20 protein-coding genes and 1 pseudogene are annotated in these 26,240 nt (G+C 70.8%); 16 read left to right on the top strand and 5 right to left on the bottom strand.

Annotated elements, in window-relative coordinates; genetic code table 11:
- Positions 1-66: 66 nt before the first annotated feature.
- Complete coding sequence (locus tag OG223_RS11960; protein WP_329246330.1) at positions 67-990, top strand: LysR family transcriptional regulator; 924 nt, start codon at positions 67-69, stop codon at positions 988-990.
- 496 nt (positions 991-1,486) lie between these two features.
- On the opposite strand, the gene OG223_RS11955 is transcribed toward OG223_RS11960, so the two are convergent.
- Positions 1,487-2,176, bottom strand: coding sequence for a gamma-glutamyl-gamma-aminobutyrate hydrolase family protein (locus tag OG223_RS11955; protein WP_329246328.1), 690 nt, complete (start codon positions 2,174-2,176; stop codon positions 1,487-1,489).
- Between the two features lie 63 nt (positions 2,177-2,239).
- Complete coding sequence (locus OG223_RS11950) at positions 2,240-2,974, bottom strand: FadR/GntR family transcriptional regulator (RefSeq protein WP_329246325.1); 735 nt, start codon at positions 2,972-2,974, stop codon at positions 2,240-2,242.
- A gap of 85 nt (positions 2,975-3,059) precedes the next feature.
- Between OG223_RS11950 and OG223_RS11945 the strand changes: the two genes are divergently transcribed.
- Genes OG223_RS11945 through OG223_RS11935 form a run of 3 tightly spaced genes read left to right on the top strand, consistent with a single transcriptional unit; the run spans position 3,060 to position 6,668 of the window.
- On the top strand, positions 3,060-4,430 hold the full coding sequence (locus OG223_RS11945) for a glutamine synthetase family protein (protein ID WP_329246324.1): 1,371 nt from the start codon (positions 3,060-3,062) through the stop codon (positions 4,428-4,430).
- Between the two features lie 40 nt (positions 4,431-4,470).
- Positions 4,471-5,889: an aldehyde dehydrogenase family protein gene (locus tag OG223_RS11940; protein ID WP_329246322.1), complete on the top strand. Its 1,419-nt coding sequence runs from the start codon at positions 4,471-4,473 to the stop codon at positions 5,887-5,889.
- A complete protein-coding gene (locus tag OG223_RS11935; protein ID WP_329246319.1) occupies positions 5,886-6,668 on the top strand; it encodes a 3-oxoacyl-ACP reductase in 783 nt (260 codons plus the stop codon). Before OG223_RS11940 ends, OG223_RS11935 begins: the two co-directional genes overlap by 4 nt.
- Before the next feature lie 50 nt (positions 6,669-6,718).
- Here OG223_RS11935 and OG223_RS11930 read toward each other — a convergent pair whose 3' ends face one another.
- Complete coding sequence (locus tag OG223_RS11930) at positions 6,719-7,921, bottom strand: amino acid deaminase/aldolase (protein WP_329246316.1); 1,203 nt, start codon at positions 7,919-7,921, stop codon at positions 6,719-6,721.
- 2,749 nt (positions 7,922-10,670) lie between these two features.
- On the opposite strand from OG223_RS11930, the gene OG223_RS11925 reads away from it, so the two are divergent.
- Positions 10,671-11,879 (top strand): hypothetical protein, encoded by a 1,209-nt coding sequence (locus tag OG223_RS11925; protein ID WP_329246314.1) that lies wholly within the window; start codon positions 10,671-10,673, stop codon positions 11,877-11,879.
- A complete protein-coding gene (mycP, locus tag OG223_RS11920; RefSeq protein ID WP_329246311.1) occupies positions 11,876-13,051 on the top strand; it encodes a type VII secretion-associated serine protease mycosin in 1,176 nt (391 codons plus the stop codon). Before OG223_RS11925 ends, mycP begins: the two co-directional genes overlap by 4 nt.
- A gap of 66 nt (positions 13,052-13,117) precedes the next feature.
- On the opposite strand, the gene OG223_RS11915 is transcribed toward mycP, so the two are convergent.
- Complete coding sequence (locus tag OG223_RS11915; RefSeq protein ID WP_329246309.1) at positions 13,118-14,119, bottom strand: serine hydrolase; 1,002 nt, start codon at positions 14,117-14,119, stop codon at positions 13,118-13,120.
- A gap of 150 nt (positions 14,120-14,269) precedes the next feature.
- Between OG223_RS11915 and OG223_RS11910 the strand changes: the two genes are divergently transcribed.
- Positions 14,270-15,004 carry an SseB family protein gene (locus OG223_RS11910; protein WP_329246306.1) on the top strand — a complete coding sequence of 245 codons (735 nt, stop codon included), beginning with the start codon at positions 14,270-14,272 and terminating at the stop codon, positions 15,002-15,004.
- A gap of 4 nt (positions 15,005-15,008) precedes the next feature.
- On the opposite strand, the gene OG223_RS11905 is transcribed toward OG223_RS11910, so the two are convergent.
- Complete coding sequence (locus tag OG223_RS11905) at positions 15,009-15,380, bottom strand: DUF1844 domain-containing protein (protein WP_329246303.1); 372 nt, start codon at positions 15,378-15,380, stop codon at positions 15,009-15,011.
- A gap of 339 nt (positions 15,381-15,719) precedes the next feature.
- Here OG223_RS11905 and infC point away from each other — a divergent pair.
- The 9 genes and pseudogenes from infC to OG223_RS11860 all read left to right on the top strand — a co-directional run bounded on the left by infC (position 15,720) and on the right by OG223_RS11860 (position 26,181).
- A pseudogene (gene infC, locus OG223_RS11900) lies at positions 15,720-16,470 on the top strand (translation initiation factor IF-3).
- Positions 16,471-16,578: 108 nt separating this feature from the next.
- The gene (gene rpmI / locus OG223_RS11895; RefSeq protein ID WP_019065473.1) at positions 16,579-16,773 is read left to right on the top strand and encodes a 50S ribosomal protein L35; all 195 of its coding nucleotides are present in this window, start codon (positions 16,579-16,581) and stop codon (positions 16,771-16,773) included.
- A gap of 102 nt (positions 16,774-16,875) precedes the next feature.
- Positions 16,876-17,259 (top strand): 50S ribosomal protein L20, encoded by a 384-nt coding sequence (gene rplT / locus OG223_RS11890; protein ID WP_019066261.1) that lies wholly within the window; start codon positions 16,876-16,878, stop codon positions 17,257-17,259.
- Positions 17,260-17,457: 198 nt separating this feature from the next.
- Positions 17,458-18,306 carry a TrmH family RNA methyltransferase gene (locus tag OG223_RS11885; RefSeq protein ID WP_329246298.1) on the top strand — a complete coding sequence of 283 codons (849 nt, stop codon included), beginning with the start codon at positions 17,458-17,460 and terminating at the stop codon, positions 18,304-18,306.
- 56 nt (positions 18,307-18,362) lie between these two features.
- Positions 18,363-19,490 carry a sensor histidine kinase gene (locus OG223_RS11880; protein ID WP_329246295.1) on the top strand — a complete coding sequence of 376 codons (1,128 nt, stop codon included), beginning with the start codon at positions 18,363-18,365 and terminating at the stop codon, positions 19,488-19,490.
- A 150-nt stretch (positions 19,491-19,640) separates the two neighbouring features.
- Positions 19,641-20,768, top strand: a complete 1,128-nt coding sequence (gene pheS, locus OG223_RS11875; protein ID WP_329246292.1) for a phenylalanine--tRNA ligase subunit alpha — start codon at positions 19,641-19,643, stop codon at positions 20,766-20,768.
- Positions 20,768-23,272: a phenylalanine--tRNA ligase subunit beta gene (pheT, locus tag OG223_RS11870; RefSeq protein WP_329246289.1), complete on the top strand. Its 2,505-nt coding sequence runs from the start codon at positions 20,768-20,770 to the stop codon at positions 23,270-23,272. Before pheS ends, pheT begins: the two co-directional genes overlap by 1 nt.
- Positions 23,273-23,500: 228 nt before the next feature.
- Complete coding sequence (locus tag OG223_RS11865) at positions 23,501-24,640, top strand: PP2C family protein-serine/threonine phosphatase (RefSeq protein WP_329246286.1); 1,140 nt, start codon at positions 23,501-23,503, stop codon at positions 24,638-24,640.
- A 200-nt stretch (positions 24,641-24,840) separates the two neighbouring features.
- Positions 24,841-26,181, top strand: a complete 1,341-nt coding sequence (locus OG223_RS11860) for a transcriptional regulator (RefSeq protein ID WP_329246284.1) — start codon at positions 24,841-24,843, stop codon at positions 26,179-26,181.
- Positions 26,182-26,240 lie beyond the last annotated feature (59 nt).

Here is a 26,240-nt window from a genome sequence, read left to right as displayed (position 1 = left end):
CCACCGTCTCGCCGACTGAGACACGCGACCAGGGAGTATCTGTCTATGGGGACATAAACTGGATTTATGAGCAACGGCGAGGTGGAAGATCAGCGGGAGGGGTCGATCGCGCACCGGGTGCCGGAGCTGGGCGCGCTGGAGCTGTTGCTGGCGGTGGCCCGGCTCGGGAGTCTGGGCGGGGCGGCCCGCGAACTGGGGATCACCCAGCCGGCGGCCAGCAGCCGTATCCGCTCCATGGAACGGCAACTGGGTGTGGCCCTGGTCGACCGCTCACCCCGCGGGTCACGTCTGACCGACGCGGGGGCCCTGGTCACGGACTGGGCCCGGCGGGTCGTCGAGGCCGCCGCGGCCTTCGACGCGGGTGCTCAGGCGCTACGGCATCGCCGTGACTCCCGGCTTCGCGTCGCGGCCAGCATGACCATCGCGGAGTACCTCCTCCCCGGCTGGCTCCTCGCCCTGCGCTCCCAACGACCCGACACGGCAGTGTCGTTGCTGGCCGGCAACTCGACGACGGTCGTGGAGCGGCTGCTGTCCGACGAGGCGGACCTGGGCTTCGTGGAGGGCCTGTCGGTTCCGCCCGGCCTCGACTCCACGGTGATCGCCCACGACCACCTGATCGTCGTGACGGCTCCGACCCATCCCTGGGCCCGGCGTCGACGCCCGGTCCCGGCAGAGGAATTGGCGTCGACGCCGCTGATCCTCCGGGAGAAGGGTTCAGGCACGAGGCAGGTGCTGGACGCGGCGTTGGGTGGTCTGGCCCGCCCGTTGATCGAGTTGTCCTCCACTACGGCGGTCAAGGCATCGGCGGTGAGCGGAGCGGGGCCGGCCGTCCTGAGCGAACTGGCGGTCGGCGAGGAACTGTCGATGCGGCGCCTGGTCCGCATCCCGGTGCAAGGCGTCTCCCTGGCCCGGGACTTGAGAGCGGTCTGGCCAACAGGCCACCGCCCGACGGGCCCGGCCCGAGAGCTCCTGTCCCTGACCCGGGGTTAACGACCCCGCCCGGGGGCTCCGCCCCCAGACCCCCGACCTATGCCCACCCACCACCCGACTCGGTGGGACGGGAAGTGTGCCGTCCCTGGTCCGTCCGGTGTTCGAGGGTGAGGTCGCTCATTGGGGGGTGTCCGACTCGGTGGGTCGGGAAGTGTGCGGTCCTCGGGTCGCCTGGTGTTTGAGGGTGAGGCCGTTTGGGGGTGGCGCCTGACTCGGTGGGTCGGGAGGCGTGCCGTCCCTGCCCCGTCCGGTGTTTGAGGGCGAGGCCGTTCATGGGGCGGTGTCCGACTCGGTGGGTCGGGAAGTGTGTCGTCCCCGGGCCGCCTGGTGTTTGAGGGTGAGGCCGTTTAGGGGCAGTTGACTCGGTGGGGCGAGAGGTGTGCCGTCCCTGCCCCGTCCGGTGTTTGAAGGCGAAGCCACTCACGGGGCGCTGCCCGACTCGTGGGACGGGAAGCGTGCCGTCCCCGGCCCGCCCGGTGTTCGAGGGCGAGGCTGCTCAGGGAGTCGTCGCCGCCTCCGTCAGTGCTCGCATCACCCGTAGGTCCTCGCCCATCTCCGGATGCCACTGAACGCCCAACACCCAGTTCGCGGAGGGGAGTTCGATTGCCTCCGGGGTGCCGTCCTCGGCCCAGGCCGATACCGTCAGGCCGGTGCCCAGGCGGTCCACGGACTGGTGGTGGAAGGTGGGTACCGAGGTCTCCTCGGGTACCGCAGACGCGTACAGGGTTCCCGGGACCGGCTTCACCTTGTGGTGGCCGAAGACGCCCGGTGTCTCCGCGTGGCCGTCCATGTGCTGGACGAGGGTGCCGCCCACGGCGACGTTCAGGAGCTGCATGCCCCGGCAGATGCCCAGCAGGGGGATGCCGGCGGCCAACGCGGCCTCGATCAGGGCGAGTTCCCAGGCGTCCCGGGCGAGCGCGGGCGGGCCGGTGCGGGGGTCGCGCTCCGCGCCGTAGCGGACCGGCTCGACGTCCGGGCCGCCGGCGATCACCAGGCCGTCGAGGCGGGCGACGGTCGCCGCGGCGTGCTCGGGGGCGTCCGGCGGCAGCATCGCGGCGAGGCCGCCCGCGCGCTGGACGAGGCGTGGGTAGCCGGCCGGGAGCAGCGCCGCCTCCAACTGCCATGTGCCCCAACGCGCTTCGGCCTCCAGGTACGTACTGATGCCGATCAGCGGCCTGCCCGCCATGCACTCCTCCGACCGTGAGGGAAACGAATGGACTCGACGGAGACCATTAAACAGCCCCACGCGTCACGCGAGGAAGCCCCGCAGCAGTGCCGCCGTCCCCGCGCAGTGCTCCCGCATCATCTCCCGCGCCCCGTCCGCGTCCCCGTCCAGTACCGCCTCCACCAGCGCGATGTGCTGCCGCTGCGAGTGCTCCAGGTTGCGGACGAGGAGCGGGATGCAGTCGAGGAGGTCGTTCACCGTGGCCCGTACCGCCGCGTACTGCGCGGTCAGGGTCGGTGAACCGCACAACTCGGCCAGGGTGAGATGGAGAAGCGTGTCCAGGCGGCGGTAGTCGGCGAGCGGGGCGTCGTGCGTGCGGGCGAGGGCGTCGCGCAGGCGGCCCGCCTGGTCGGCGCTCAGGCCGTGCGTCGCGCACAGGCCCGTCGCGCCGACCTCCAGCACCTCCCGGAACCGCAGCACGTCCTCGATGTCGACCGCGCTGATCCGCCGCCGCAGCTCGTCCTCGCCGCCGGCGTCCGACTTCGGCAGCACGAACGTCCCGCCGTAGCGTCCGCGCCGGGACTCCACCAGGCCCTGGTCCTGCAGTACCTTCAGAACCTCGCGCAGTGTCACCCGACTGATCCCCAGCCGCTCGGCCAGCTCCCGCTCGGCCGGCAACCGCTCGCCCCCGGGCACCAGACCCAGCCGTACGACCTGCAGTATCTGTTCCAGCGCCTCTTCGAATCCGTTGCCCGCCCGCACCGGCCGCAGTACCGGGGTCAACCGGTCCTCAAGCCCGTTCTCCGCATCCAGCGACATATGGCGGCACCCCCTTCCCAAGCAATGGTTCTCCGCAATACCTTATGGCTTCCGGCTGACCGTAGAAGCCGAAGGAGGCTTTCCCGTGGCAGACCGCACACCCCCACTGAGCGTCGAGGAACTCCAACGCCTCGTCGCCGGTGGTGAGATCGACACTGTTGTCCTGGCCTTCCCCGATATGCAAGGGCGGCTCCAGGGCAAGCGGTTCGCCGCCCAGTTCTTCCTGGACGACGTGCTCCAGCACGGCACCGAGGGCTGCAACTACCTCCTCGCCGTCGACACCGAGATGAACACGGTCGACGGCTACGCCATGTCCTCCTGGGAACGTGGTTACGGCGACTTCGCCATGCACCCGGACCTGTCCACCCTCCGCCGTGTGCCCTGGAACGACGGCACCGCCATGCTCATCGCCGACCTCGCCTGGAACGACGGATCGCCGGTGGTCGCCGCACCCCGCCAGATCCTGCGCCGCCAACTGGAGCGCCTCGCCGAGCACGGTTTCACCGCGCAGGTCGGTACGGAGCTGGAGTTCATCGTGTTCAAGGACACGTACGAACAGGCCTGGGACGCGGGCTACAAGGGGCTCACCCCGGCCAACCAGTACAACATCGACTATTCGGTGCTGGGGACCGGGCGCATCGAGCCGCTGCTGCGCCGGATCCGCAACGACATGACCGTCGCCGGCCTGACCGTCGAGTCCGCCAAGGGCGAGTGCAACCCGGGGCAGCACGAGATCGTCTTCCGCTACGACGACGCCCTCGTCACCTGCGACCAGCACGCCGTCTACAAGACCGGCGCCAAGGAGATCGCCTCCCAGGAGGGCGTCTCGCTCACCTTCATGGCGAAGTACAACGAGCGCGAGGGCAACTCCTGCCACATCCACCTCTCGCTCGGCGACGGCGAGGGCGGCAACGCCATGGCGGGGTCCGCCGACGACCCCGGTGGCATGTCCGAGGTCATGCGGTACTTCCTCGCCGGGCAGCTCGCCGCGCTCCGCGACTTCTCGCTGCTCTACGCCCCGAACATCAACTCGTACAAGCGGTTCCAGCCGGGCTCGTTCGCGCCGACCGCCGTCGCCTGGGGGTACGACAACCGCACCTGCGCGCTGCGGGTCGTCGGCCACGGCCGCTCCATGCGCTTCGAGAACCGGCTGCCCGGCGGGGACGTCAATCCGCACCTCGCGGTGGCGGGGCTCGTCGCGGCCGGGCTCTACGGCATCGAGCACAAGCTGGAGCTGCCGGAGGCCTGCGTCGGCAACGCCTACAGCGGCGACTACGCGCACGTCCCCACCAACCTCCGCGAGGCCGCCGAGCTGTGGGAGAACAGCCCGATCGCCAAGGCCGCCTTCGGCGACGAGGTCGTCGCGCACTACCGCAACATGGCACGCGTCGAACTGGAGGCCTTCGACGCCGCCGTCACCGACTGGGAGCTGCGCCGCTCCTTCGAACGTCTGTGAGGACCCCTTTGCCTGTCGACGACCGTCTGTGAGGACTGCTTTGCCTGCCGAGCACCCGCTGGAAGTGCTGGAAGTACTGAACCCCGCCACCGAGGAGGTCCTCGCCACCGTCCCGGCCGCCACCGCGGCCGACGTGGACGCAGCCGTCGTACGCGCCGCCCGGGCCCAGGTGAAGTGGGCCGCGCTCCCGCCCGCCGACCGGGCCCGGCTGCTGCGCCGCTTCGCGACCGCCGTCGACGAACACCTCGAAGAACTCGCCCAGTCGGAGGTGCGCGAGGCCGGTCACACGGTCGGCAACGCCCGCTGGGAGGCCGGCAACGTCCGTGATCTGCTCGACTACGCGGCCGGGGGAGTGGAGCGGCTGACGGGTCGTCAAATCCCCGTCGCGGGCGGCATCGACATCACGATCCTCGAACCGCTGGGCGTGGTGGGCGTGATCGCGCCCTGGAACTTCCCCATGCCGATCGCCGCCTGGGGCACCGCCCCGGCGCTCGCGGCCGGCAACGCGGTCATCCTCAAGCCGGCCGAGACGACCCCGCTCACCGCACTCCGACTGGCCGAACTCGCTCTGGACGCAGGCCTTCCCGAGGGCCTCTTCCAGGTGCTGCCCGGCCGCGGCCCGGTCGCGGGCACCGCGCTCGTCGAGCACCCCGGCGTCGCGAAAATCGTCTTCACGGGGTCGACTGCCGTAGGCAAACAGGTGTTGGCGAAGGGGTCGGAACTCCTCAAGCGCGTCACCCTCGAACTCGGCGGCAAGAGCCCCAACATCGTCTTCGCCGACGCGGATGTCGAGGCGGCCGCCGCAGCGGCTCCGATGGCCTTCCTCGACAACTCCGGCCAGGACTGCTGCGCCCGCACCCGCATCCTCGTCCAACGCGCCGTCTACGACCGCTTCCTGGACCTCCTCGCCCCCGCGATCGCGGGGGTGACGGTCGGCGACCCGGCCGACGAGAAGACGGACATGGGCCCGCTGATCTCCAAGGCCCAACTGGAGCGCGTCCGTTCGTACGTCACCGCCGACCTGGACGGCATCCGCGGCACGGCGCCCGAGGGCCCCGGCTTCTGGTTCCCGCCCACCGTCGTCACCGGCGTCGACCCGCACGCACGCGTGGCCGTCGAGGAGGTCTTCGGCCCCGTCGCCGTAGTGCTCCCCTTCGAGGACGAGGCGGAGGCGATCGGCCTCGCCAACGCCACCGACTACGGCCTCTCCGGCTCCGTCTGGACCCGTGACGTCGGCCGCGCCCTGCGCGTCTCGAAGGCCGTCCGGGCGGGCAACCTGTCCGTCAACTCGCATTCCAGCGTCCGCTACTGGACCCCCTTCGGCGGCTTCAAGCAGTCGGGGATCGGCCGCGAACTCGGCCCGGACGCGCTCACCGCCTTCACCGAAACCAAGAACGTCTTCATCAGCGACGTCTCCCCCACCAACGTCTCCACCAGCACGGAGGGCCCCGCACAGTGACCTCAGAGATTGTTTGCCGGCGACTCGTCGGCCGTACCGCCGTCATCACCGGAGCCGGCAGCGGCATCGGTCTCGCCACCGCGCGCCGGCTCGCCTCCGAGGGGGCCAACGTCGTCTGCGGCGACATCGACGAGACCCACGGCACGGCGGCGGCCGACGAGGTCGGCGGGCTGTTCGTGAAGGTCGACGTCACCGACCCCGAGCAGGTCGAGGCGCTCTTCAAGGCGGCCTTCGACACCTACGGCAGCGTCGACATCGCCTTCAACAACGCGGGCATCTCACCGCCCGACGACGACTCCATCCTCGACACCGGCCTGGAGGCCTGGAAGCGCGTCCAGGACGTCAACCTCACGTCCGTGTACCTGTGTTGCAAGGCCGCGATCCCCTACATGCGCCGCCAGGGCAAGGGCTCCATCATCAACACCGCGTCCTTCGTGGCGCGGATGGGCGCGGCCACGTCCCAGATCTCCTACACCGCCTCCAAGGGCGGTGTGCTGGCCATGTCCCGTGAACTGGGCGTGCAGTTCGCCCGCGAGGGCATCCGCGTCAACGCGCTGTGCCCGGGCCCGGTCAACACCCCTCTGCTCCAGGAGCTGTTCGCCAAGGACCCCGAGCGGGCCGCGCGCCGCCTGGTCCACATCCCGGTCGGCCGCTTCGCGGAGGCGACCGAGATCGCCGCCGCCGTCGCGTTCCTGGCGAGTGACGACTCGTCGTTCGTCAACGCGGCGGACTTCCTGGTGGACGGCGGCATCGCGGGGGCGTACGTCACGCCGATGTGAGCACTGCCCTCAACCCCCGCCGGGGTGAGGGCAGTTGACCCGGTGACTCGTCACAGGAAGGTCATGCCCTCGCCCCGGTACGTGGGGACGGTGGCGGTCACCCGGTCGCCCTCGATCAGGTGCAACGCGTCGAAGCGCTCGCACAGTTCACCGGCCTTGGCGTGCCGGAACCACACCTTGTCGCCGATGAGCAGATCGTCGGCGGGCGAGCCCAGCAGCGGCGTCTGCACCTCGCCGGGCCCTTCCTGGGGGTCGTAGCGCAGACCCTCCGGGAGGTACGGCACCGGGAGCCGGTCGGGACCGGCGGCACCGGAGGCGGGGTAACCGCCGCCGAGGACGGTGACGACGCCGACGCCGGGGCGCCGTACGACGGGCTGGGCGAAGAGCGCGGACGGACGCCCGGTGAACGACGTGTAGTTGTCGAAGAGGCGCGGCACGTACAGGCCGGAACCGGCCGCGATCTCGGTCACGGAGTCCTCGGCGGCGGTGTACTGGACACTGCCGGTGCCGCCGCCGTTGACGAACTCCAGGTCGGGCACAACTGCCCTTACCGCGCGCACCACTTCCGCGCGCCGCTCGGCGAGTTCGCGCTTGGCGGTGGCCTGCATCAGCCGGATCGCGCGAGAACGGAAGGGCCGCCCCGCGACGGAGTCACCGACACCGGCGATATGCCCCTCGTAGGCCATGATCCCGACGACCTTGAAGCCGGGGCGGCGGGACACCGTCCTTGCGATGTCGGCGAGTTGGGCGGGGGAGCGGAGGGGCGAGCGGAGCGCGCCGATGCGCACCCGGTCGCCGAGCATCCGCAGCGCGGTGTCCAACTCCAGGCAGACGCGCACGACTTCGGTGCCGCCGTCGCGGGAGTCGTCGATGAGTTTGAGCTGGGCCGGGTCGTCGATCATCACGGTGACGGCGGCGGCGAGCTTGGGGTCGCTGGTCAGTTCGGCGAAGGCGGAGTGGTCGGCGGAGGGGTAGGCGAGCAGGACGTCGTCGAAGCCGGAGCGGGCGAGCCACAGCGACTCGGCGAGGGTGAAGGACATCAGGCCCGCGAAGCCGTCCCTGGCCAGGACACGTTCCAGGAGGGTTCGACAACGGACGGACTTGCTCGCGACCCGGACCGGCTTGCCGCCGGCCCGGCGGACGAGATCGTCCGCGTTGGCATCGAAGGCGTCCAGGTCGACGATTGCGACGGGGGCGTCGAGGTGGGCGGTGGCCCGGTCGTAACGGGCCCGGTCGGCGGCGCGCGCAGTCATGAACGCAGCCTGCCAGACAGGATTACCGCAGGGTAGGGGGACGTTCCGGGCAGATGCCCCGGGGGCGTGGACTGGTTCCCGTCCGGGCGGGGTCAACCCGTAGAGTGACGCGCACGCACGGAGGAAACGCCGCCGGTCGTTCGACCGCGCCCGGGATGGCGGTCCGCCGCTGCGGGTATGCGTGCTCGGGACGACTTTGATTTTGTGTGCGTGCCGGGTGAGAGCGGGGCGGACGCCGGTCCGTATACGAGCACGGGCAGGAGTACGCCGGCCCGCATACGGACAAACGGTGGCCCGGGTACGAGGAAACGGGGGGTGCATGAGCACGGAAGCGCGACGCGCCCCCGGACCGCCGGGCTCGTCGGACCCCGTAAACCCGGCGAACGTGACGAACTCGGTGAACGTGACGAAGTCTGCGGGGCAGGCGGCGTCCGATGATGCAACGGGCGAGGACTTGGACCGACCGCATTCTGGTTCTGGGGGGAATTCGAGGGCTTCGGGAACCTCGGGGGCTTCCGGGACGACAGGGGCCGCTGCTGGTGCTGCTTCGGGGCCGGTCTCGGGTGCGGCTTGGGGGCCGGCCTCGGATTCTGCTTCGGGTTCCGCATCAGGTTCTGTTTCAGGTTCCGCTTCGGGTTCTGTTTGGGATTCGGCCTCGGGGGATGCTTCGGGTTCCCCTTTGAGAGGCGGCGCTCCGGTTTCGGACGGTCCGGGTGTGCCGAACAGGCCTGGTGCGTCGGGTACTTCGAGTACTTCAGGTGCGTCGGCCGCGTGGGATGCGTGGAACGCGCGCGGGATGCCGAGTGCGTCGACGAACGGTGGTTCGGCGGAGCGGCGGCCTGCTTCGGGCGCCCATGCGAGAGGGCGACGGGCTGAGGGGGATGCTGGGGTACCGCGAACTGGGCGAGAGCCGTTCGCGCCGGGATCTGATGTGCCGTCGCGTGGGTCCGGGTCGGGTTCGGGTTCCGGTACGGCGCCTGCGGGGAGTGGGAGCGGGGGAGCCGGGTTCAGTACGGGGTGGTGGGACGGCGGCAGCGGGGGGCGTACGGCATCGCAGAACGGTGCGGCCGATGCCCGCACGGTGTCTCTGGGGAACGGGTCTCGGGGGGACGGGTTTGATGCCCGTGCCGAGTCTCCGACCAATGGCTTCGACGGTCGCGGCGGGGCTGGTTCCGCGTCGGCGTCCTCCGCCGACCGGCCGCGTTTTCCCGGCCTTCGGCCTTTCTCGCCCCGTGCCACGGACCCCGTGAGCCCACCTCCTCCGCCGGCCTCGGCACGCTTCCCGGACGTCCCGCCCGGGCCCGGCGGTGACCCGCGGCGCGCGAACTCCGAAGGGTCCGCACCGGGTGCTGCCCCACCCCGGCCGCCTCACCGCCCAATGGCGCCGACACGTGGCAACGAAGCGCTGGGGCAACCCAGTTCGGCCCCGGCCACCGCGCCGCGCCCTGCGAACGAGGCCCCGCGTCAGCCGTCCGACGGGCCCCGTCAGGACTCGACCCGCTCGGCGACCATTCCCGGCCCCGCCACCCCGTCGCGTTCTGTGGGTGGGGGTCCGAGTGAGGCGTCCGACTGGTCGCGTGAGGATTCGGTCGGTTCGGCGATGCCTCCGGCTCCGGGTGTCCCGCCGCGCGTTGCGGGTGAGGGGCCCGGTCGGTCGCCCGATGGGCTTCGCCATGCCCCGGGCCGTCCGGTAGCGCCTTCTGGGTCCGCCGTCCCGCCGCGTTCTGTGGGTGCGGGTCCGAGCGAGGCGTCGGACTGGGCACGTGAGGATTCGGCTGGCTCGGCGATGCCTCCGGTGCCGCCTGTTCCACCGCGCCCGACGAGCGAAGCGCCACGCGATGCGCCCGAGGGGTTGCGTCAGGACGCTGTTCGCCGGGCAGCGTCTTCTGGCTCGGCCACTCCGCCTCGCCCCGAGGGGGAGCCTGCGCGTCGGTCGTCTGACGGGATCGGTTCGGATTCGGCTCGCGGGGGAGCGTCTTCTGGCTCGGTCAGTCCGCCGCGTTCTGAGGGCGAGGCTTCGCGTCGGTCGTCGGAGTCGCCGGGTTATGTTCCTGTTCGTCCGGGGACGTCTGCCGGTTCTTCCGCTACGTCCGGTCCGGCGGCCGAGCCTGCGCGTCGGTCGTCTGAGGGGCCTGGTTCGGATTCTGCTGGTGAGGCAGGGTCTTCTGGCTCGGTTACTCCGCCGCGTTCTGAGGGTGAGCCTCCGCGTCAGTCGTCTGACTCGCCGGGCTATGTGCCTACCCGTCCGGGGACGTCCGCCGGTTCGGTCGCTCCGCCGCGCCCTGACAGCGAGCCTCCGCGCCAGCCGTCCAAGCCGCCGGGCTATGTGCCTACCCGTCCGGGGACGTCCGCCGGTTCGGTCACTCCACCGCGCCCCGACAGCGAGCCTCCGCGCCAGCCGTCCGGCCCGCAGCGTTATATCCCCACGCGCCCGGGTACATCCGCCGCCGGCCCCACCACTCCGCCCCGCTCCGCAGCCGAGCCCCCGCGCCAGCCGTCCGACCTGACCCGCCAGGATTCCTCTCACGCGGCAACGCCTCCCGGCCCCACCACCACCCCGCCCCGCCCGGCGACCGAGCCCCCGCACCAGGCGGCCGACCGGCAGAGCCAAGTCCCCGCCCGTCCGGCAACACCGCCGTCCCGTCCAGCCCCCGAGTCCCCCTCGGAGGCCAGCGATCGGGTCCGGGCGGATGCCCCTTGGCGAGGCGAGTCGTTCACGGATCCCACCCGCGGCGCGCCCACCCGTGGTGTGTGGTCGCCCGCCGGTGCCAACGCGCCCTATCCCACGGACACTCGAGCAGCGGACGCCCACCCCGCCGAGCCGTACCGCTCCGACGCCCGCCCTGCCGACCCCACCGCACCCAACCTCGGCACCTCCGCCTCCGCCGCACAGAGCTCCACCGTCGACGACACCGACACCCGCGCCTGGTCATCAGCCGCCCCCGGCAAGCCAGTTGGACCCCCCGCCTGGACCCCCTCCACCCCCGGCACCCCCACCCGCCCCCCGTCCGAGATGCCCCGCCCCCCGGCCAACTCCAGCCCCGATCCCGCCTTTTCCTGGGCCTCGGCCGTGAACCCCGGCGAGGGGCGGCCAGTTGTGTCGTTCGGGGAGCCCGAGGGGTACGACGAGCGCGTGCGGCCGCGGCCGTTGGGGGCGCGGATACGGTCCCGTACCGCCGCTGTCGGCGTGTGTGTCGTGCTGGGTCTCGGGCTCATCGGCGGTGCGGTGACCGGGAGTTGGCTCACCGGGGACGACGGGGTGGACGGCGGCGCCAGTACGTTCGCCGCCGCCGGGCAGTTGTGGCACAGCGTGCCCGTCGATCAGCTCTTCCCGCCCACCGTGCAGGGGCAGGGCGCGGGCCCCGGCGGCGCCGACCGCACCTGGACCCGGATCGCGGTCGCCCCGGACACCGGCTGCGCCAATGCCTTCGACCCGCTCCTGCGCGACGTCCTCGCCCCCGTCGGCTGCCAGCGGCTCCTGCGCGCCACCTACACCGACGCCACCCAGAGCTACGTCACCACCGTCGGCATCCTCTTCACCAAGGCCGACACCGCCACGATGACCGCCCTCTCCACCCGGTTCAAGAAGGAGAACCTCGGCAACCGGACCGACCTCATGCCCCGCCCGTACGCCGCCAAGGGCACCCTCGCCGCCGCCTTCGGCGACAAACAGCGCGCCTCGTGGACCGTCTCCGTCCTCACCGACGCCCCCGTCGTCGTCTACGCCGTCTCCGGCTGGGCGGACGGCCGTACGGTCGACGTACCCGAACCCGCCGACGAGGCCGTCACCTCCGGCGGCACCACCGCCCCCGCCCAAGCCGGTCTCGGCAACGAGGCGCAGGGGCTCGCCGACCGCGTCGAGCGGAGCCTGCGCAAGACCGTCGACTCGCCCTCGGAGACCTCGAAGACGGCAGAGACCCCGACGACCTCAGAGACCTCGGAGAAGAAGACCTCATGAGCGTCACCGTGCGCCGGGCCGGTCTGCTGAGCGCCCTCCTGGCCGCCTCCCTCGCCCTCGTCCCGTCCACCGTCGCGCACGCCGACGGCATACGCGCCCAGGAATGGGCCCTGGACGCCATGCACACCCAGGAGGCCTGGCAGACCACCAAGGGCAAGGGCATCACCGTCGCCGTCCTCGACACCGGCGTCGAGGCCGACCACCCCGACCTCACCGGCAACGTCCTGACCGGCAAGGACATGGTCGGCTTCGGCGCCAAGCCGGGCGACCGCGCCTGGGCCCGCCACGGCACCGCCATGGCCGGCATCATCGCCGGGCACGGACACGGCCCCGGCGACGACGACGGCGTCATCGGCATCGCCCCGGAGGCCAAGATCCTCCCCGTCCGCGTGATCCTCGAAGACGGCGACTCCGCCCGCGCCAAGGCCCGCACCACCCGCGGCAACGCCCTTGCGGACGGCATCCGTTGGGCCGCCGACCACGGCGCCGACGTCATCAACCTCTCCCTCGGCGACGACTCCGCCTCAGCGCACCCCGAGCCCGCCGAGGACGAGGCCGTGCAGTACGCCCTGAAGAAGGGCGTGGCCGTCGTCGCCTCGGCCGGCAACGGCGGTGAGAAGGGCGACCACGTCTCCTACCCGGCCGCCTACCCGGGCGTGATCGCCGCGACCGCCGTGGACCGCTTCGGCACCCGCGCCTCCTTCTCCACCCGCCGCTGGTACGCCACGGTCAGCGCCCCCGGCGTCAACGTCGTCATCGCCGACCCCGACCACAAGTACTACGAGGGCTGGGGCACCAGCGCCGCGTCCGCCTTCGTGTCAGGCGCCGTCGCGCTCATCAAGGCGTCCCACCCGGGGCTCACCCCGGCCCAGATCAAGAAGCTCCTCGAAGACACCGCCCGCAACCCCCCGGCCGCCGGCCGCGACGACTCCCGCGGCTACGGCTTCATCGACCCCGCCGCCGCCATCAAGGCCGCCGCGAGCCTCAAGCCGACCGGCCTGCGCTCCGCCGCCTACGGCAAGAAGTACTTCGGCTCCGGCCCGGACGCCGCCAAGACCGACAGCGACACCTCCGACTGGGCGGGCCCCCTCGCCGGCAGCGTCGGCGGAGTCCTCCTCGTGGCCGCGGTCGTCCTGTGGCGCGGCCGACGCCGACGCCCCGAGCCCTTCTGAACAGCCCCGAGCCCTTCTGAAGAGAAGAGCGAGAAAGAAGGGGGGCGGTCGGGCGCAGCGCCCGTATCAGTCCGTCGCCGCCGCCGAGGCCGCCGTAGACGAGCCGTCGCTCTTGCCGAACGCCGCGACCCCCGCCTTCGCCGCCGCCTCGATCAGGGTGATGCCCTTGGTCTGTGTCGTGCTGCCCTTCGACAGCACGGCGATCAGGTACTTGTCGCCGTCCGTGCCGGTCACCCGGCCGATGCTGTTGACGTCCCACAGCCCGGTCGTGCTCCGCGCCAGCCAGCCGTTCTTCAGCCGCCACTGGGAGCCGTCGGCCGCGGCCGACACACCCCACTGCTGGTCCGCCTCTATCTGCCCCATCAACCCCTGGATGTACGACTTCGAGGCCGAGCTCAGCTTCGAGTCGTCCCCGAACACCTGCTGGAGCAGGGTGAGTTGATCCGCGGCCGTGGTCTGGGTCAGCCCCCAGAGCGGGCCGTCGCCACCCGTGGTACCCGTCAGCCCGAACGTCTTGTTGGCCGTGTCGAGCCCGTCCGCCGTGCCGATGATGTTCCACAGCGCCGTCGCGGAGTTGTTGTCGCTGTTCTCGATCATCGTCGTGGCGTACGACTTCTCGGTCGCCGTCAGTCGCCGGCCCGCGTCCTGCGCCTGGAGCAGCAGCGTCGCCAGGATGTCGACCTTGACGATGCTCGCCGTGTCGAAGGCGGCGCTGCCGTACGTGGCGCTCTCGCCGGAGGTCAGGTCCAGGACGGCGACGGACACCTTCTGGGCGCGGGTCGGGGTCACCGACTTCATGGCGGTGGCCAGCAGAGCGTCGTAGTCCACCGTCGGCTCGGTGACAGGTTCCACCGCTGCCTCCCCGCTCCCGGATGCCGATGCCGACGCCGAGGCCGACGGTGCCTTCGACGACGATACGGGGCCGGAGTGGGCCTGTGCCTTCACGTACACGGTCCCCGCCGCCGTGACGCCCACGACGGCCACGGTGGCCAGGGCGATGTGGAGCAGCGGACGGCGCCCGGAGGGACGCGCGCGGTGGTTTCGGCGGGCGGCTCTGGAAGACTCCATGTCCGCGATGGTGGGGGCGGCGACTGTGCGAAACGTGAGACGGAAGTTAGATGTCTGTCAACGGTGTCTGAGAAACGTGTGAAAGCTGTGTCCTCCGCGTTTCGGGACCCGCACAAGCCCTGCAGCATCCCCCCGATAAGGTCGGTCACCGTGGCGAACAAGAACATTCCCGACCCCGGCTACTCCGACGACGACGGTTCGGCCGACCCCGGACTGAGCGCGGCACTCGCCGCCTGGAGCGCGGACCGCACCGCCGTGGGACCCGTCCTGGAGGCCCTCAAGGGCGCCCGGCTGCTCGTGCCCGTGGTGGCCGTGCTCGGCGAGGTCGAGGAGGACGAGAACGGGCTGCGCCGCGAGAAGACCAGCGACATGGCCGTGCCCACCCTGAAGGCCGGCGGCCGCACCGCGCTGCCCGCCTTCACGTCCACCGGCTCGCTGGCCCGCTGGGACCCGGCGGCCCGGCCCGTGGCCGTACCGCTGCACCAGGCGCTGCAAGCCGCGGCGCACGAGAAGGCGGACACGGTGGTGCTGGACCTGGCGGGGCCGGTGCCCTTCGAACTGTCGGGGCCCGCGCTGCTGGCCCTCGCCGAAGGGCGGACCAGTGCGGACCCGCTCGCCGACCCGGTGGTCGTGGAGGCGGTGCGCGCCGTGGTCGCCGACGTGGGCGCGGTGCTGCGGGCCTATCTCGGCCCCGGCCGGGCCGACGGCACCCTCGCGCTGGTCTTCGAGCCCGCCGTGCCGCACGACGCCGGCATCCACGCGGTCGCCCGCCGCCTCGCCGCCGACGAGACACTGAGGGCTCGCCTGGTGCGCGGCCTCGACCTGGCGGTTCTGCCGGCCGGGACGACGCCTCCGGGCGAGCCCCTGTACGTACGGACGGGATGAGCCGCTAGCCGTAGATCGGGCCCGTGTACTTCTCGCCCGGGCCCTGACCCGGCTCGTCGCGGACGAGGGACGCCTCGCGGAACGCCAGTTGGAGGGACTTCAGGCCGTCGCGCAGCGGGGCCGCGTGGAACGAACTGATCTCGGTCGCGCTCGCGTCGAGGAGTCCGGCCAGGGCGGTGACCAGCTTGCGGGCCTCGTCCAGGTCCTTGTACTTGTCGCCCTCCTCGGTCAGACCGAGCTTCACGGCGGCGGCGCTCATCAGATTGACGGCGACCGTCACGATCACCTCGACCGCCGGGACCTCCGCGATGTCGCGGGCCATGGCGTCGAAGTCGGGGGCGTCAACATTGGGGGACTCGGCAGGGGTGTCACTCATGCCCCACACGATAGGGCCCGGTGTACGGCGGTTCGCACCACCCCCGGGGAGCTGCTAACCTTGTGTGATGACCGGCCAGGCACTGTTGTGCCCGGCCAACAAGTGGAGGCTCCGATCTCCCACCTGACTGTCCTCGCGGACGGCGGGTCACCCCGGTCAGGCGGTCGCCATCGTTCCGTACGGACGATGGAGTCGCCCGAAAGCGCGCCCCGCGATCATCGCGGCGGTGCTCCGGCAGTGTTTTGGAGCCCCGTCTTGTGATCGTCCGGGGCATTTTTTGTGTTCCGGTGCGGTTAGGTCTGTCTACCAAAGACAAGCGCGGCCGTCCGCCAGATGGCCGTGTGGTGCTAACCGAGGAGGATCCATCAGCACCGAGCCCCGTATCAACGACCGGATTCGCGTTCCCGAAGTGCGACTTGTCGGTCCGAGCGGCGAGCAGGTCGGAATTGTTCCGCTTGCCAAGGCCCTTGAGCTTGCGCAGGAGTACGACCTGGACCTGGTCGAGGTCGCGGCGAGTGCACGTCCGCCGGTCTGCAAGCTCATGGACTACGGGAAGTTCAAGTACGAGTCGGCCATGAAGGCCCGTGAGGCGCGCAAGAACCAGGCGCACACGGTCATCAAGGAGATGAAGCTCCGGCCGAAGATCGACCCGCACGACTACGACACCAAAAAGGGTCACGTCGTCCGGTTCCTGAAGCAGGGCGACAAGGTCAAGATCACGATCATGTTCCGTGGTCGCGAGCAGTCCCGGCCGGAGCTCGGCTACCGACTGCTGCAGCGTCTCGCCACGGACGTCGAAGACCTCGGGTTCATCGAGTCGAACCCGAAGCAGGACGGCCGAAACATGATCATGGTTCTCGGCCCGCACAAGAAGAAGACCGAGGCGATGGCCGAGGCCCGTGAGGCCCAGGCGGCTCGCAAGGCGGAGGCGAAGGCCAACCCGGGCAAGTCGCAGAACGCCGCGGAGTCCGACTTCGAGGGCGAAGGCGTCGAAGGTGAGGTCATCGAGGGCGAGGACATCGCTCACGAGGACGTCGCCGCCGAGGTCGAGACCGTCGAGGCCCCGGCCGAGGCTCGCGCCGACGCCTGATCCCCGGACGCCAGTCCAGGGATGTAACCGAAACAAGAGCGACGCTCCACCTGTGCCCGGTTTCACGACCGGGCACCGGAGCGCCACCGACGAGGAGATAACGGCGCTATGCCGAAGAACAAGTCGCACAGCGGTGCCAGCAAGCGCTTCAAGATCACCGGCTCCGGCAAGGTGCTCCGCGAGCGTGCCGGCAAGCGCCACCTGCTCGAGCACAAGTCGTCCCGTGTGACGCGTCGCCTCACCGGCAACGCCGAGATGGCCCCGGGCGACGCCAAGAAGATCAAGAAGCTTCTCGGCAAGTGACGTACGCGGCGCTCCCGTTGAGCGCCGTACGTCTGGACCGGGACCCCATCGATTCCGGGCCGTGTGAGTCCAACCACGGCCCCGCTACAAGGAGTTAAACAAGTGGCACGCGTCAAGCGGGCAGTCAACGCCCACAAGAAGCGCCGGGCGATTCTCGAAGCCGCCTCCGGCTACCGCGGTCAGCGTTCGCGCCTGTACCGCAAGGCCAAGGAGCAGGTCACCCACTCGCTGGTCTACAACTACAACGACCGCAAGAAGCGCAAGGGCGACTTCCGTCGGCTGTGGATCCAGCGCATCAACGCCGCTGCCCGCGCCAACGGCATCACCTACAACCGCTTCATCCAGGGTCTGAACGCGGCCAACATCGAGGTCGACCGCAAGATTCTCGCGGAGCTGGCCGTCAACGACGCCGGTGCGTTTGCTGCGCTGGTCGAGGTTGCGCAGAAGGCTCTGCCGAGTGACGTCAACGCGCCCAAGGCCGCGTGACGCTGCGCTGGCTTGAGCGGTGACTTGAAGGACCCGCAGGTTTCTGCCTGCGGGTCCTTTGTTGCTGGGCCGGCCTCGGTTCGTTGTCGGGTGCGGGTTCGTTGTGGCTGGTCGCGCCCCGCGGCGGAGCCGCTGATGTCACAGCCCCGCGCCCCTAGGGAAACCCGGGCGCCCTGCGATTTGAAGGTGAAGTAGAGAATGTCCCCTCACGGTCCCGAGCTCATTTCTCCCCGTTCCTCTCGTGTTGCCGCCGCTCGGCGGCTTGAGCGGCGGAACTTCCGGAGTAAGGAGCGGCTGTTCCTGGCCGAGGGGCCGCAGGCTGTGCGGGAGGCCGCTGGCTACAAGGACACGCTCGTCGAACTGTTCGCCACCGTTGAAGCCGCCGAGCGGTACGCGGACATCGTCAGCGAAGCCCGGGACGCCGGTGCCCGGGTGCATCTCGCGGACGAGCAGGTCATCGCCGATATCTCGACGACCGTCACTCCGCAGGGGCTGGTCGGGGTCTGCCGGTTTCTCGACACCCCCTTCGAGGAGATCCTCAAGGGCCGGCCCAAGCTTGTGGCCGTACTGGCGAACGTGCGCGATCCCGGTAACGCCGGCACCGTCCTGCGCTGCGCCGATGCCGCCGGTGCCGAGGCCGTCGTACTGACCGATGCTTCTGTCGATCTGTACAACCCGAAGGCCGTACGGGCCTCCGTGGGCTCGCTGTTCCATCTGCCCGTCGCCGTCGGTGTGCCCGTCGAGCAGGCCGTGGCCGGGCTCAAGGGGATCGGGGTGCGGATCCTCGCCGCCGACGGGGCCGGGACGGACGACCTCGACGACGAGCTGGACCAGGGCACCATGGGCGGGCCCACCGCGTGGGTGTTCGGGAACGAGGCGTGGGGGCTTCCGGAGGAGACCCGCGCGCTCGCGGACGCCGTCGTGCGGGTTCCGATCCACGGGAAGGCCGAGAGCCTGAACCTCGCCACCGCCGCCGCCGTATGTCTCTATGCGTCGGCCCGGGCACAGCGCGCCTCCGGAGGGTGCCGCTCCGTCACCCACAGCTAGTAGGGTGACCAGCTCGGGGGCCACCTGCGCCGTATGAGAAGAGGTGGGGTACGGGGATGACTGTCGGCACGAGCAGCGCGCCGGGAGCACGGGGTGTGCCCCGGCCGTCCGAGGCCCGGCACGACGACCTCGGCATCGACCCCGACGAACTGGCCGACGGCCTGGTCATCGCCGACGAGCACGGGCATGTCATCTGCTTCAACGCCGCTGCCGAGCGGATCACCTCCGTAGCCGCCTCCGACGCCCTTGGGCAGAGGCTGGAGAAGGCCCTTCCGTTAGAGGACCTGGAGGGGCGCCGGTGGTGGCAACTGACCGATCCCTATGGGGGGTTGGCCATCCGGGTGCGGCAACCGGAGCGGAATCTGCTGCTGCCGGGCGGGCATGAGGTTCTTGTCACCGCGCGCTATGTCCGCACGGAACCCCTCGGTCCGGTCCGCCGGGTCGTCGTCTCCCTGCGGGACACCGAGGCCCGTCGCCGCACCGAGCGCAGCCACGCCGAGCTGATCGCGACCGTCGCCCACGAACTGCGTTCGCCGCTCACCTCCGTCAAGGGCTTCACCGCGACCCTGCTGGCCAAGTGGGAGCGTTTCACCGACGACCAGAAGCGGCTGATGCTGGAGACCGTCGACGCCGACGCCAACCGCGTGACCCGGCTCATCGCCGAACTGCTCGACATCTCCCGCATCGACTCCGGACGGCTCGAACTGCGCCGCCAGCCCGTCGACATCGGCGCGGCCGTCGGCCGTCACATCCAGGCGTACGTCGCCGCGGGCCAGACCGCCGACCGGTTCCTGCTCCGCGTCGAGCAGCCGCTGCCCGACCTGTGGGCCGACCCCGACAAAGTCGACCAGGTGCTCAGCAACCTGCTGGAAAATGCGGTGCGCCACGGCGAGGGAACCGTCACTATCGACGTCACGGCCTCGGCCTCGCCCCGTGAGGGGGAGGAGACCGGCACCTCGGTGACGGTCAGCGACGAGGGCCCAGGCATCCCGGAGGAGTCCATGAACCGCGTCTTCACCCGCTTCTGGCGGGGCAGCAAGCGCGGCGGCACCGGCCTTGGGCTGTACATCGTCAAGGGCATCGTCGAAGCCCACGGCGGCACCATCACCGTCGGCCGCGCCCCCGGCGGCGGCGCCGAGTTCCGATTTATGTTGCCCGTGGGCACCCCGGCGTATCTGCAGTAGCGCCGAGCGAGGACCCACGGGCGCGTTCGCACACTTCACCCCCGTTAGACTCGGCTTCTGGCACCTTTGCGTCCCTCGATCGATGTGGACGATTCGTCTCCGAGTCGTCGACGGGGACCATCCGCCAGCCAACCGGAAGCACGGGAAGAGATGTCGGCACCGAATAAGTCGTACGACCCTGTAGAGGTCGAGGCCTTGAAACCGGAAGAGATCGAGCGCGTGCGGGACGAGGCGCTCGCCGCCTTCGCCGCCGCCGGTGACCTCGACGCGCTCCAGGAGGCCAAGGTCGCCCACACCGGCGGCACCTCCCCGCTCGCCCTCGCCAACCGCGAGATCGGCGCGCTGCCCCCGCAGGCCAAGGCCGCGGCGGGCAAGCTCGTCGGGCAGGCCCGGGGCGCCGTCAACAAGGCACTCGCCGCCCGCCAGACCGAGCTGGAGGCCGACCGCGACGCCCGCGTCCTGGTCGAGGAGGCGGTGGACGTCACCCTGCCGTACGACCGCGTCCCGGCCGGCGCCCGGCACCCGCTGACCACGTTTATGGAGCGGGTCGCGGACGTCTTCGTGTCCATGGGATACGAGATCGCCGAGGGCCCCGAGGTCGAGGCGGAGTGGTTCAACTTCGACGCCCTGAACTTCACCCCGGACCACCCGGCCCGGCAGATGCAGGACACCTTCTTCGTCCAGGGCCCCAAGGGGACGGACGGGGACGAGTCGGGTGTCGTGCTCCGTACGCACACCTCGCCCGTGCAGGCCCGCGCCATACTGGACCGCGAGCCGCCGGTCTACATCGTGTGCCCCGGCCGCGTGTACCGCACGGACGAGCTGGACGCCACGCACACCCCGGTCTTCCACCAGATCGAGCTCCTCGCCATCGACGAGGGCCTCACCATGGCCGACCTCAAGGGCACGCTCGACCACATGGTCCAGTCGCTCTTCGGCGCGGAGATGAAGACCCGGCTGCGGCCGAACTACTTCCCCTTCACCGAGCCGTCCGCCGAGATGGACATGCTCTGCTACGTCTGCAAGGGCGAGTCCGTCGGCAACCCCGACCGCCCCTGCCGTACCTGCTCCTCCGAGGGCTGGATCGAGCTGGGCGGCTGCGGCATGGTCAACCCGCGCGTGCTCGTCGCCTGTGGTGTGGACCCGGAGAAGTACAGCGGTTTCGCCTTCGGGTTCGGCATCGAGCGGATGCTGATGTTCCGCCACAGCGTCGAAGACATGCGAGACATCGTCGAGGGCGACGTCCGGTTCACCCGGCCGTTCGGGATGGAGATCTGATGCGCGTCCCGCTTTCTTGGCTGCGGGAGTATGTCGACCTGCCGGCGACGGAGACCGGCCGCGACGTCCAGGCCAAGCTCATTTCCGTCGGCCTCGAGGTAGAGACCGTCGAGCAGTTGGGCGACGGCCTCAAGGGCCCGCTCGTCGTCGGCAAGGTCCTCACCATCGAGGAGCTGGAGGGCTTCAAGAAGCCCATCCGCTTCTGCACGGTCGACGTCGGCCAGGCCAACGGCACCGGTGAGCCCCAGGAGATCGTCTGCGGCGCCCGCAACTTCGCCGTCGGCGACAAGGTCGTCGTGGTCCTCCCGGGTGCCGTCCTGCCCGGCGACTTCGCGATCGCCGCCCGCAAGACGTACGGCAAGACCTCGCACGGCATGATCTGCTCCGGCGACGAGCTGGGCATGGGCGACGACGGCTCGCACGGCATCATCGTGCTGCCGCCCGAGCACGAGGTCGGCACCGACGCGATCGAGCTGCTCCAGCTCGTCGACGAGGTCCTCGACATCGCCGTCACGCCCGACCGCGGCTACGCCCTGTCGATCCGCGGCGTCGCCCGCGAGACCGCCACCGCCTACGGCCTCACGCTCAGCGACCCGGCCCTCCTGGACGTACCGCAGCCGAACGCCTTCGGCTACCCGGTCCAGGTCGCCGACCCGATGGGCTGCGACCGCTTCACCGCCCGCACGGTGACCGGCCTCGACCCCGAGGCCCGCTCCCCGCTCTGGCTGACCCGCCGCCTCCAGAAGGCGGGCATGCGCCCGATCTCGCTCGCCGTCGACATCACCAACTACGTGATGCTGGAGCTCGGCCAGCCCCTGCACGCCTACGACCGCTCCCGCGTCCAGGGACCGATCGGCGTGCGCCGGGCCGAGCAGGGCGAGAAGCTCGTCACCCTCGACGGCGTCACGCGCACGCTGGACGCCCAGGACCTGGTGATCACCGACGACCGCGGCCCGATCGGCCTCGCGGGCGTCATGGGCGGTGCCAACACCGAGATCGACGACACCGAGAACACCACCACCGAGGTCGTCGTCGAGGCCGCCCACTTCGACGCGCTCTCCATCTCGCGCACGGCCCGCCGCCACAAGCTGGCCTCCGAGGCGTCCAAGCGCTTCGAGCGCGGCGTCGACCCGCAGGCCGCGTCGGCCGCCGCCCAGCGCACGGTCGACCTCCTGGTCCTCCTGGCCGGCGGCACCGCGGACGCCGGCGTCACCGAGGTCATCGCGCCCTCGGCCCCGCACACCATCACCATCCCGGCGGACCACCCGGACAAGGTGGCGGGCGTCGCCTACGGCCGCGAGACCGTCGTACGGCGTCTCCAGGAGGTCGGCTGCGACGTGTACGGGCAGGACGAGCTGATCGTCACCGTCCCGTCCTGGCGCCCCGACCTCACGGACCCGAACGACCTGGCGGAGGAGGTCATCCGCCTCGAGGGCTACGAGAACCTGCCCTCCACGCTCCCCAAGCCCCCCGCGGGCCGGGGCCTGACCGACCGACAGCGTCTCCACCGCCGCATCGGCCGCGCACTCGCTGGCGCCGGTTACGTGGAGGCACCGAACTACCCCTTCGTCGGCGAGCACGTCTTCGACCAGTTCGGCCTGACCGCCGACGACCCGAACCGCAAGGTCGTCAAACTGGTCAACCCGCTCTCGGACGAGGAGCCGGCTCTTCGTACGACGCTGCTGCCGGGCCTGCTCGGTGCACTGCGCCGCAACGACGGCCGGGGCTCGCACGACCTGGCGCTGTTCGAGACGGGCCTGGTCTTCCACCCGCGCGAAGAGCTGAAGATCGCCGTACGGCTGCCCGTCGACCGGCGTCCGACCGACGAGGAGATCGCCTCCCTCACCGAGGCGCTTCCCGTCCAGCCCCGGCATGCCGCGGTCGTCCTCACCGGCGCCCGCGAGCAGGCCGGCTGGTGGGGCAAGGGGCGTCCGTCCGACTGGGCCGACGCGGTCGAGTCGGCGCGGGTCCTGGCCCGTGAGGCCGGTACGGAACTCATCGTCCGGGGTGGGCAGTACGGGCCCTGGCACCCGGGGCGCTGCGCGGAACTCGCCGTTGTCGTCGAGGGTGTTGAGCAAGTCATCGGGTACGCCGGGGAGTTGCACCCCGGTGTGCTGAAGTCGCTGGGGCTGCCCGCGCGTACCAGCGCGATGGAACTCGATCTGGATGCACTGGAGTCGGCGTCCGCCGGGGTGCCCAAGGGGCCGAAGATCTCCACGTTCCCGGTCGCCACGCAGGATGTCGCGCTGGTTGTCGATGTCTCGGTTCCGCACGCGGACGTCGAGGGTGCGTTGCGTGAGGGTGCGGGTGAACTGCTGGAGTCGATCCGGTTGTTCGACGTGTACGAGAACGCGGCGCAGCTCGGCGAGGGGAAGAAGTCGCTGGCGTATGCGTTGCGGTTCCGGGCGGGTGATCGGACGTTGACTGTTGATGAGGCGTCCGCTGCTCGGGATGCGGCGGTTGCGTTGGCCGGATCGCGGGTTGGGGCGGTGCTTCGGGGCTGAGGGGTGGGGAGCTGCGGTCATGGGCCGGCCGCGGGTGCGTTGTGGCTGGTCGCGCGGTTCCCCGCGTCCCTGAAAGGGGCGCTTCCCTGGCCTGTGTGTCCAGCTCACTCGTTTGAGTGAGAAGTTCGGGTGATGTGGCCCGATCGGGGCATGTGGTCGACAGAATCGGACCGGCCTTTCGGGGTCGGTCCGATTGCGCTGTCGGGGCCTATTTGGGGGGCCACAGGCATGATCCGCATCAAGGCTGGGGTTCCCCGCAGGCCGCGCCCGAGGACGCGTGCCCGCCGTCCGCTGCGCAGGGCGCTCGCCCTGGGGCTGCCCACGGTCTGGGGCGCCATGGCGATCACCTATAAACTCACCTGCCCGCTCGCCCAGCAGAACAGCCTGGGCGCACGCATCGTCACCAGTGCCGTGTTCTTCGCGGTCGGCACCGGTCTCATTGTCCAGGTCCGCCGCTCACTTCTCCGCGAACTCCGGCAGATCCGCCGGATCGCGGGCGCCGCCCAGAACGCGCTGTTGCGCCCACTCCCACCCCGCCTCGACGGCCTGAACATAGCCGCCGCCCAACTGTCCGCCGAACGCGGTGCGGTGGTCGGCGGCGACCTGTACGAGGTGATCGCGACCGAGCACGGCGTACGGGTCGTGATGGGCGACGTGCGCGGCCACGGCATCGCCGCGATCGGCACGGTGGCAGCCGTCCTCGGCAGCTTCCGCGAGGCCGCCCACGACGAGCCCGACCTGGCGGGCGTCCTGCGCCGCCTCGATCGCGCCCTCGCCCGCCACCTGCGCGAACGCGCCCGCGCGGAACACCCCGCGTCGGGCGGCCTCGACCCGGACAGCCCGGTCGCCGAGGAGTTCGTCACCGTACTGCTGCTGGAGATCGGCAGGGACGGCGAGGTACGGGGCCTGAACTGCGGTCACCCGTGGCCGTATCGGTTGAGTGGGACGGGTGTCGAACCTCTTGCCCGAGCGGATCCTCTTCCGCCCCTCGGCCCGTTTCCCCTGCCGGCGGCGTTGCCTTTCGTCTGTTGCGGTCAACTGCTCCCGGGCGAAGCGCTGTTCATGTACACGGACGGGGCGGAAGATGCCCGGGACCGTCGAGGCCGCTTCTTCCCTCTGCGCGATGTACTGGCAGAGGTGGCTGCCCAACAACCGCTCCCAGTACCGCAGTCCGTACTTGGCCTGGTCTTCACGGAGCTACTGCGTCATGCGGGCGGCACACCCGCTGATGACGTCGCCTTACTCGTCCTGAGCAACGACCGCAAGCCGGCGCATCCCTACTCGGGGGCGCGGGGCGGTGACATTAGCGGCTCCGCCGCGCGGGCGCACCCGGCCACAACGCACCCGCAGCCGACAAACCACCGTTAGCCAGTGCACCGCAAAGCCAGGCCGCCGCACTTACGAGGGGGAGCCGGCGGCCCGGCCGGCCTCTTGCGAGGCAATCCAGTCAACCGGTTCGGAACTCTCCGCAACAGCGCGCACACACCACGGATTCGCGCACTCCATTCACACCCGGTGTGAACCGAACCGCACTACTCTGTCGGCACCGAGTCACCGGGGGGCCATTCATGCAGCCCAACACACTCCTCGACGCGATCCTGGACGAGGCGGGAATCTCGCACGCGGGACTCGCCGCACATGTGAACCAGGCAGGCCGCGCCCGAGGGCTCGCACTACGCTACGAACACACCGCCGTGGCAAGGTGGTTGAAGGGCCAGCGCCCGCGAGGCCAGGTCCCCGACCTGATCTGTGAGGTCCTCGCGGCCCGGCTCCACAGACCCGTCACCCTCGACGACATCGGCCTCGGCGTACCGGGCGAACCGTCCACCCCGCACGGCACCTCCCTCTCCGGCTTCGTCGAACGGGCCACCGCCCTGTGGCGCTCCGACGAACAGCAGCGCCCGCACATCCTCGGCGCACCCGCGGTCACCGGTACGCCCGCGGTGATGCCCGTATGGGAGTGGGAGAACCCGCCCGACGACGTGGACGTCTCGCGCGGCGGCCGGCACCGGGTGAGCATGGCCGACATCGAGATGCTGCGCGCGGCCCGCGCCCACTACGAGCAGATGTACCGCAAGGCCGGCGGCGTGGCGACCCGCACCCGCATCGTCGGCTTCCTCAACTCCGAGACCGCCCCGCTGCTGCGCGGCAGCTACACCGACGCCACCGGCCGCCAACTGCACCGGGCCACCGGCGGGTTGGTGGCGATCGCGGGCATCTGCGCGTACGACTCCGACGCGCACGGACTCGCCCAGCGCTACTTCCACCAGGCGCTCAGGCTCGCAAAGGCCAGCAACGACAGGGGACTTGGCGCCTACGTCATCGCGCTGCTCGTCAACCAGTCGCTGTTCATGCGGGAGTTCCGGCAGGCCGTCGCCTTCGCGGAGGCCGCGCTGCGGGCCGCGGGGCGGCAGATCACCCCGGCGCTCGCCTCCGACCTGTACGCGATGCAGGCGAAAGCGTACGCACACCTCGGCGACGGCACGAGCGCCCTGTCCTGCATCCGCCGTGCCGAGCAGGCCGCCGAACGCATCCGGCGCGGACACGAGCCCGACGAGACCGGCTATGTCCAGCCGGGCCTGGTCAACGTCCAGGTGGCGGAGGCGCTGCTCAGCCTCGGCGATCTGACGGCGGCGGGGGAGCACGCCATGGCGGCCGTGGACACTCCGGCGCACGACCGGGGCCGGGTGCACCGCCTCGCCATGCTCAGCCAGATCGAACTGCGCCAGGGGAACGCCGACAAAGCGGTGGCCACCGCGGTGCAGATGGCCGAACAGGCCAGGGGGATGGAGTCCCAGCGGCTGCGCGACAGACTCCGCGCGGTACGCGAGTACCTGGTGCGCAGCGACTGCGCGGGTACGGCGGAGGCGGCCGAACTCATCGACGGGGCACTGCGCGTACCGCTGTAGACCGACAACTCGTAGACGTACACCACACAGTCCCTGCTGCGATATTGCCACTTACTCGA

Origin of the sequence: Streptomyces sp. NBC_01478, from assembly GCF_036227225.1 — a bacterium.
Lineage (GTDB): Bacteria > Actinomycetota > Actinomycetes > Streptomycetales > Streptomycetaceae > Streptomyces.
This window is presented reverse-complemented; position numbering and strand designations above follow the sequence as displayed.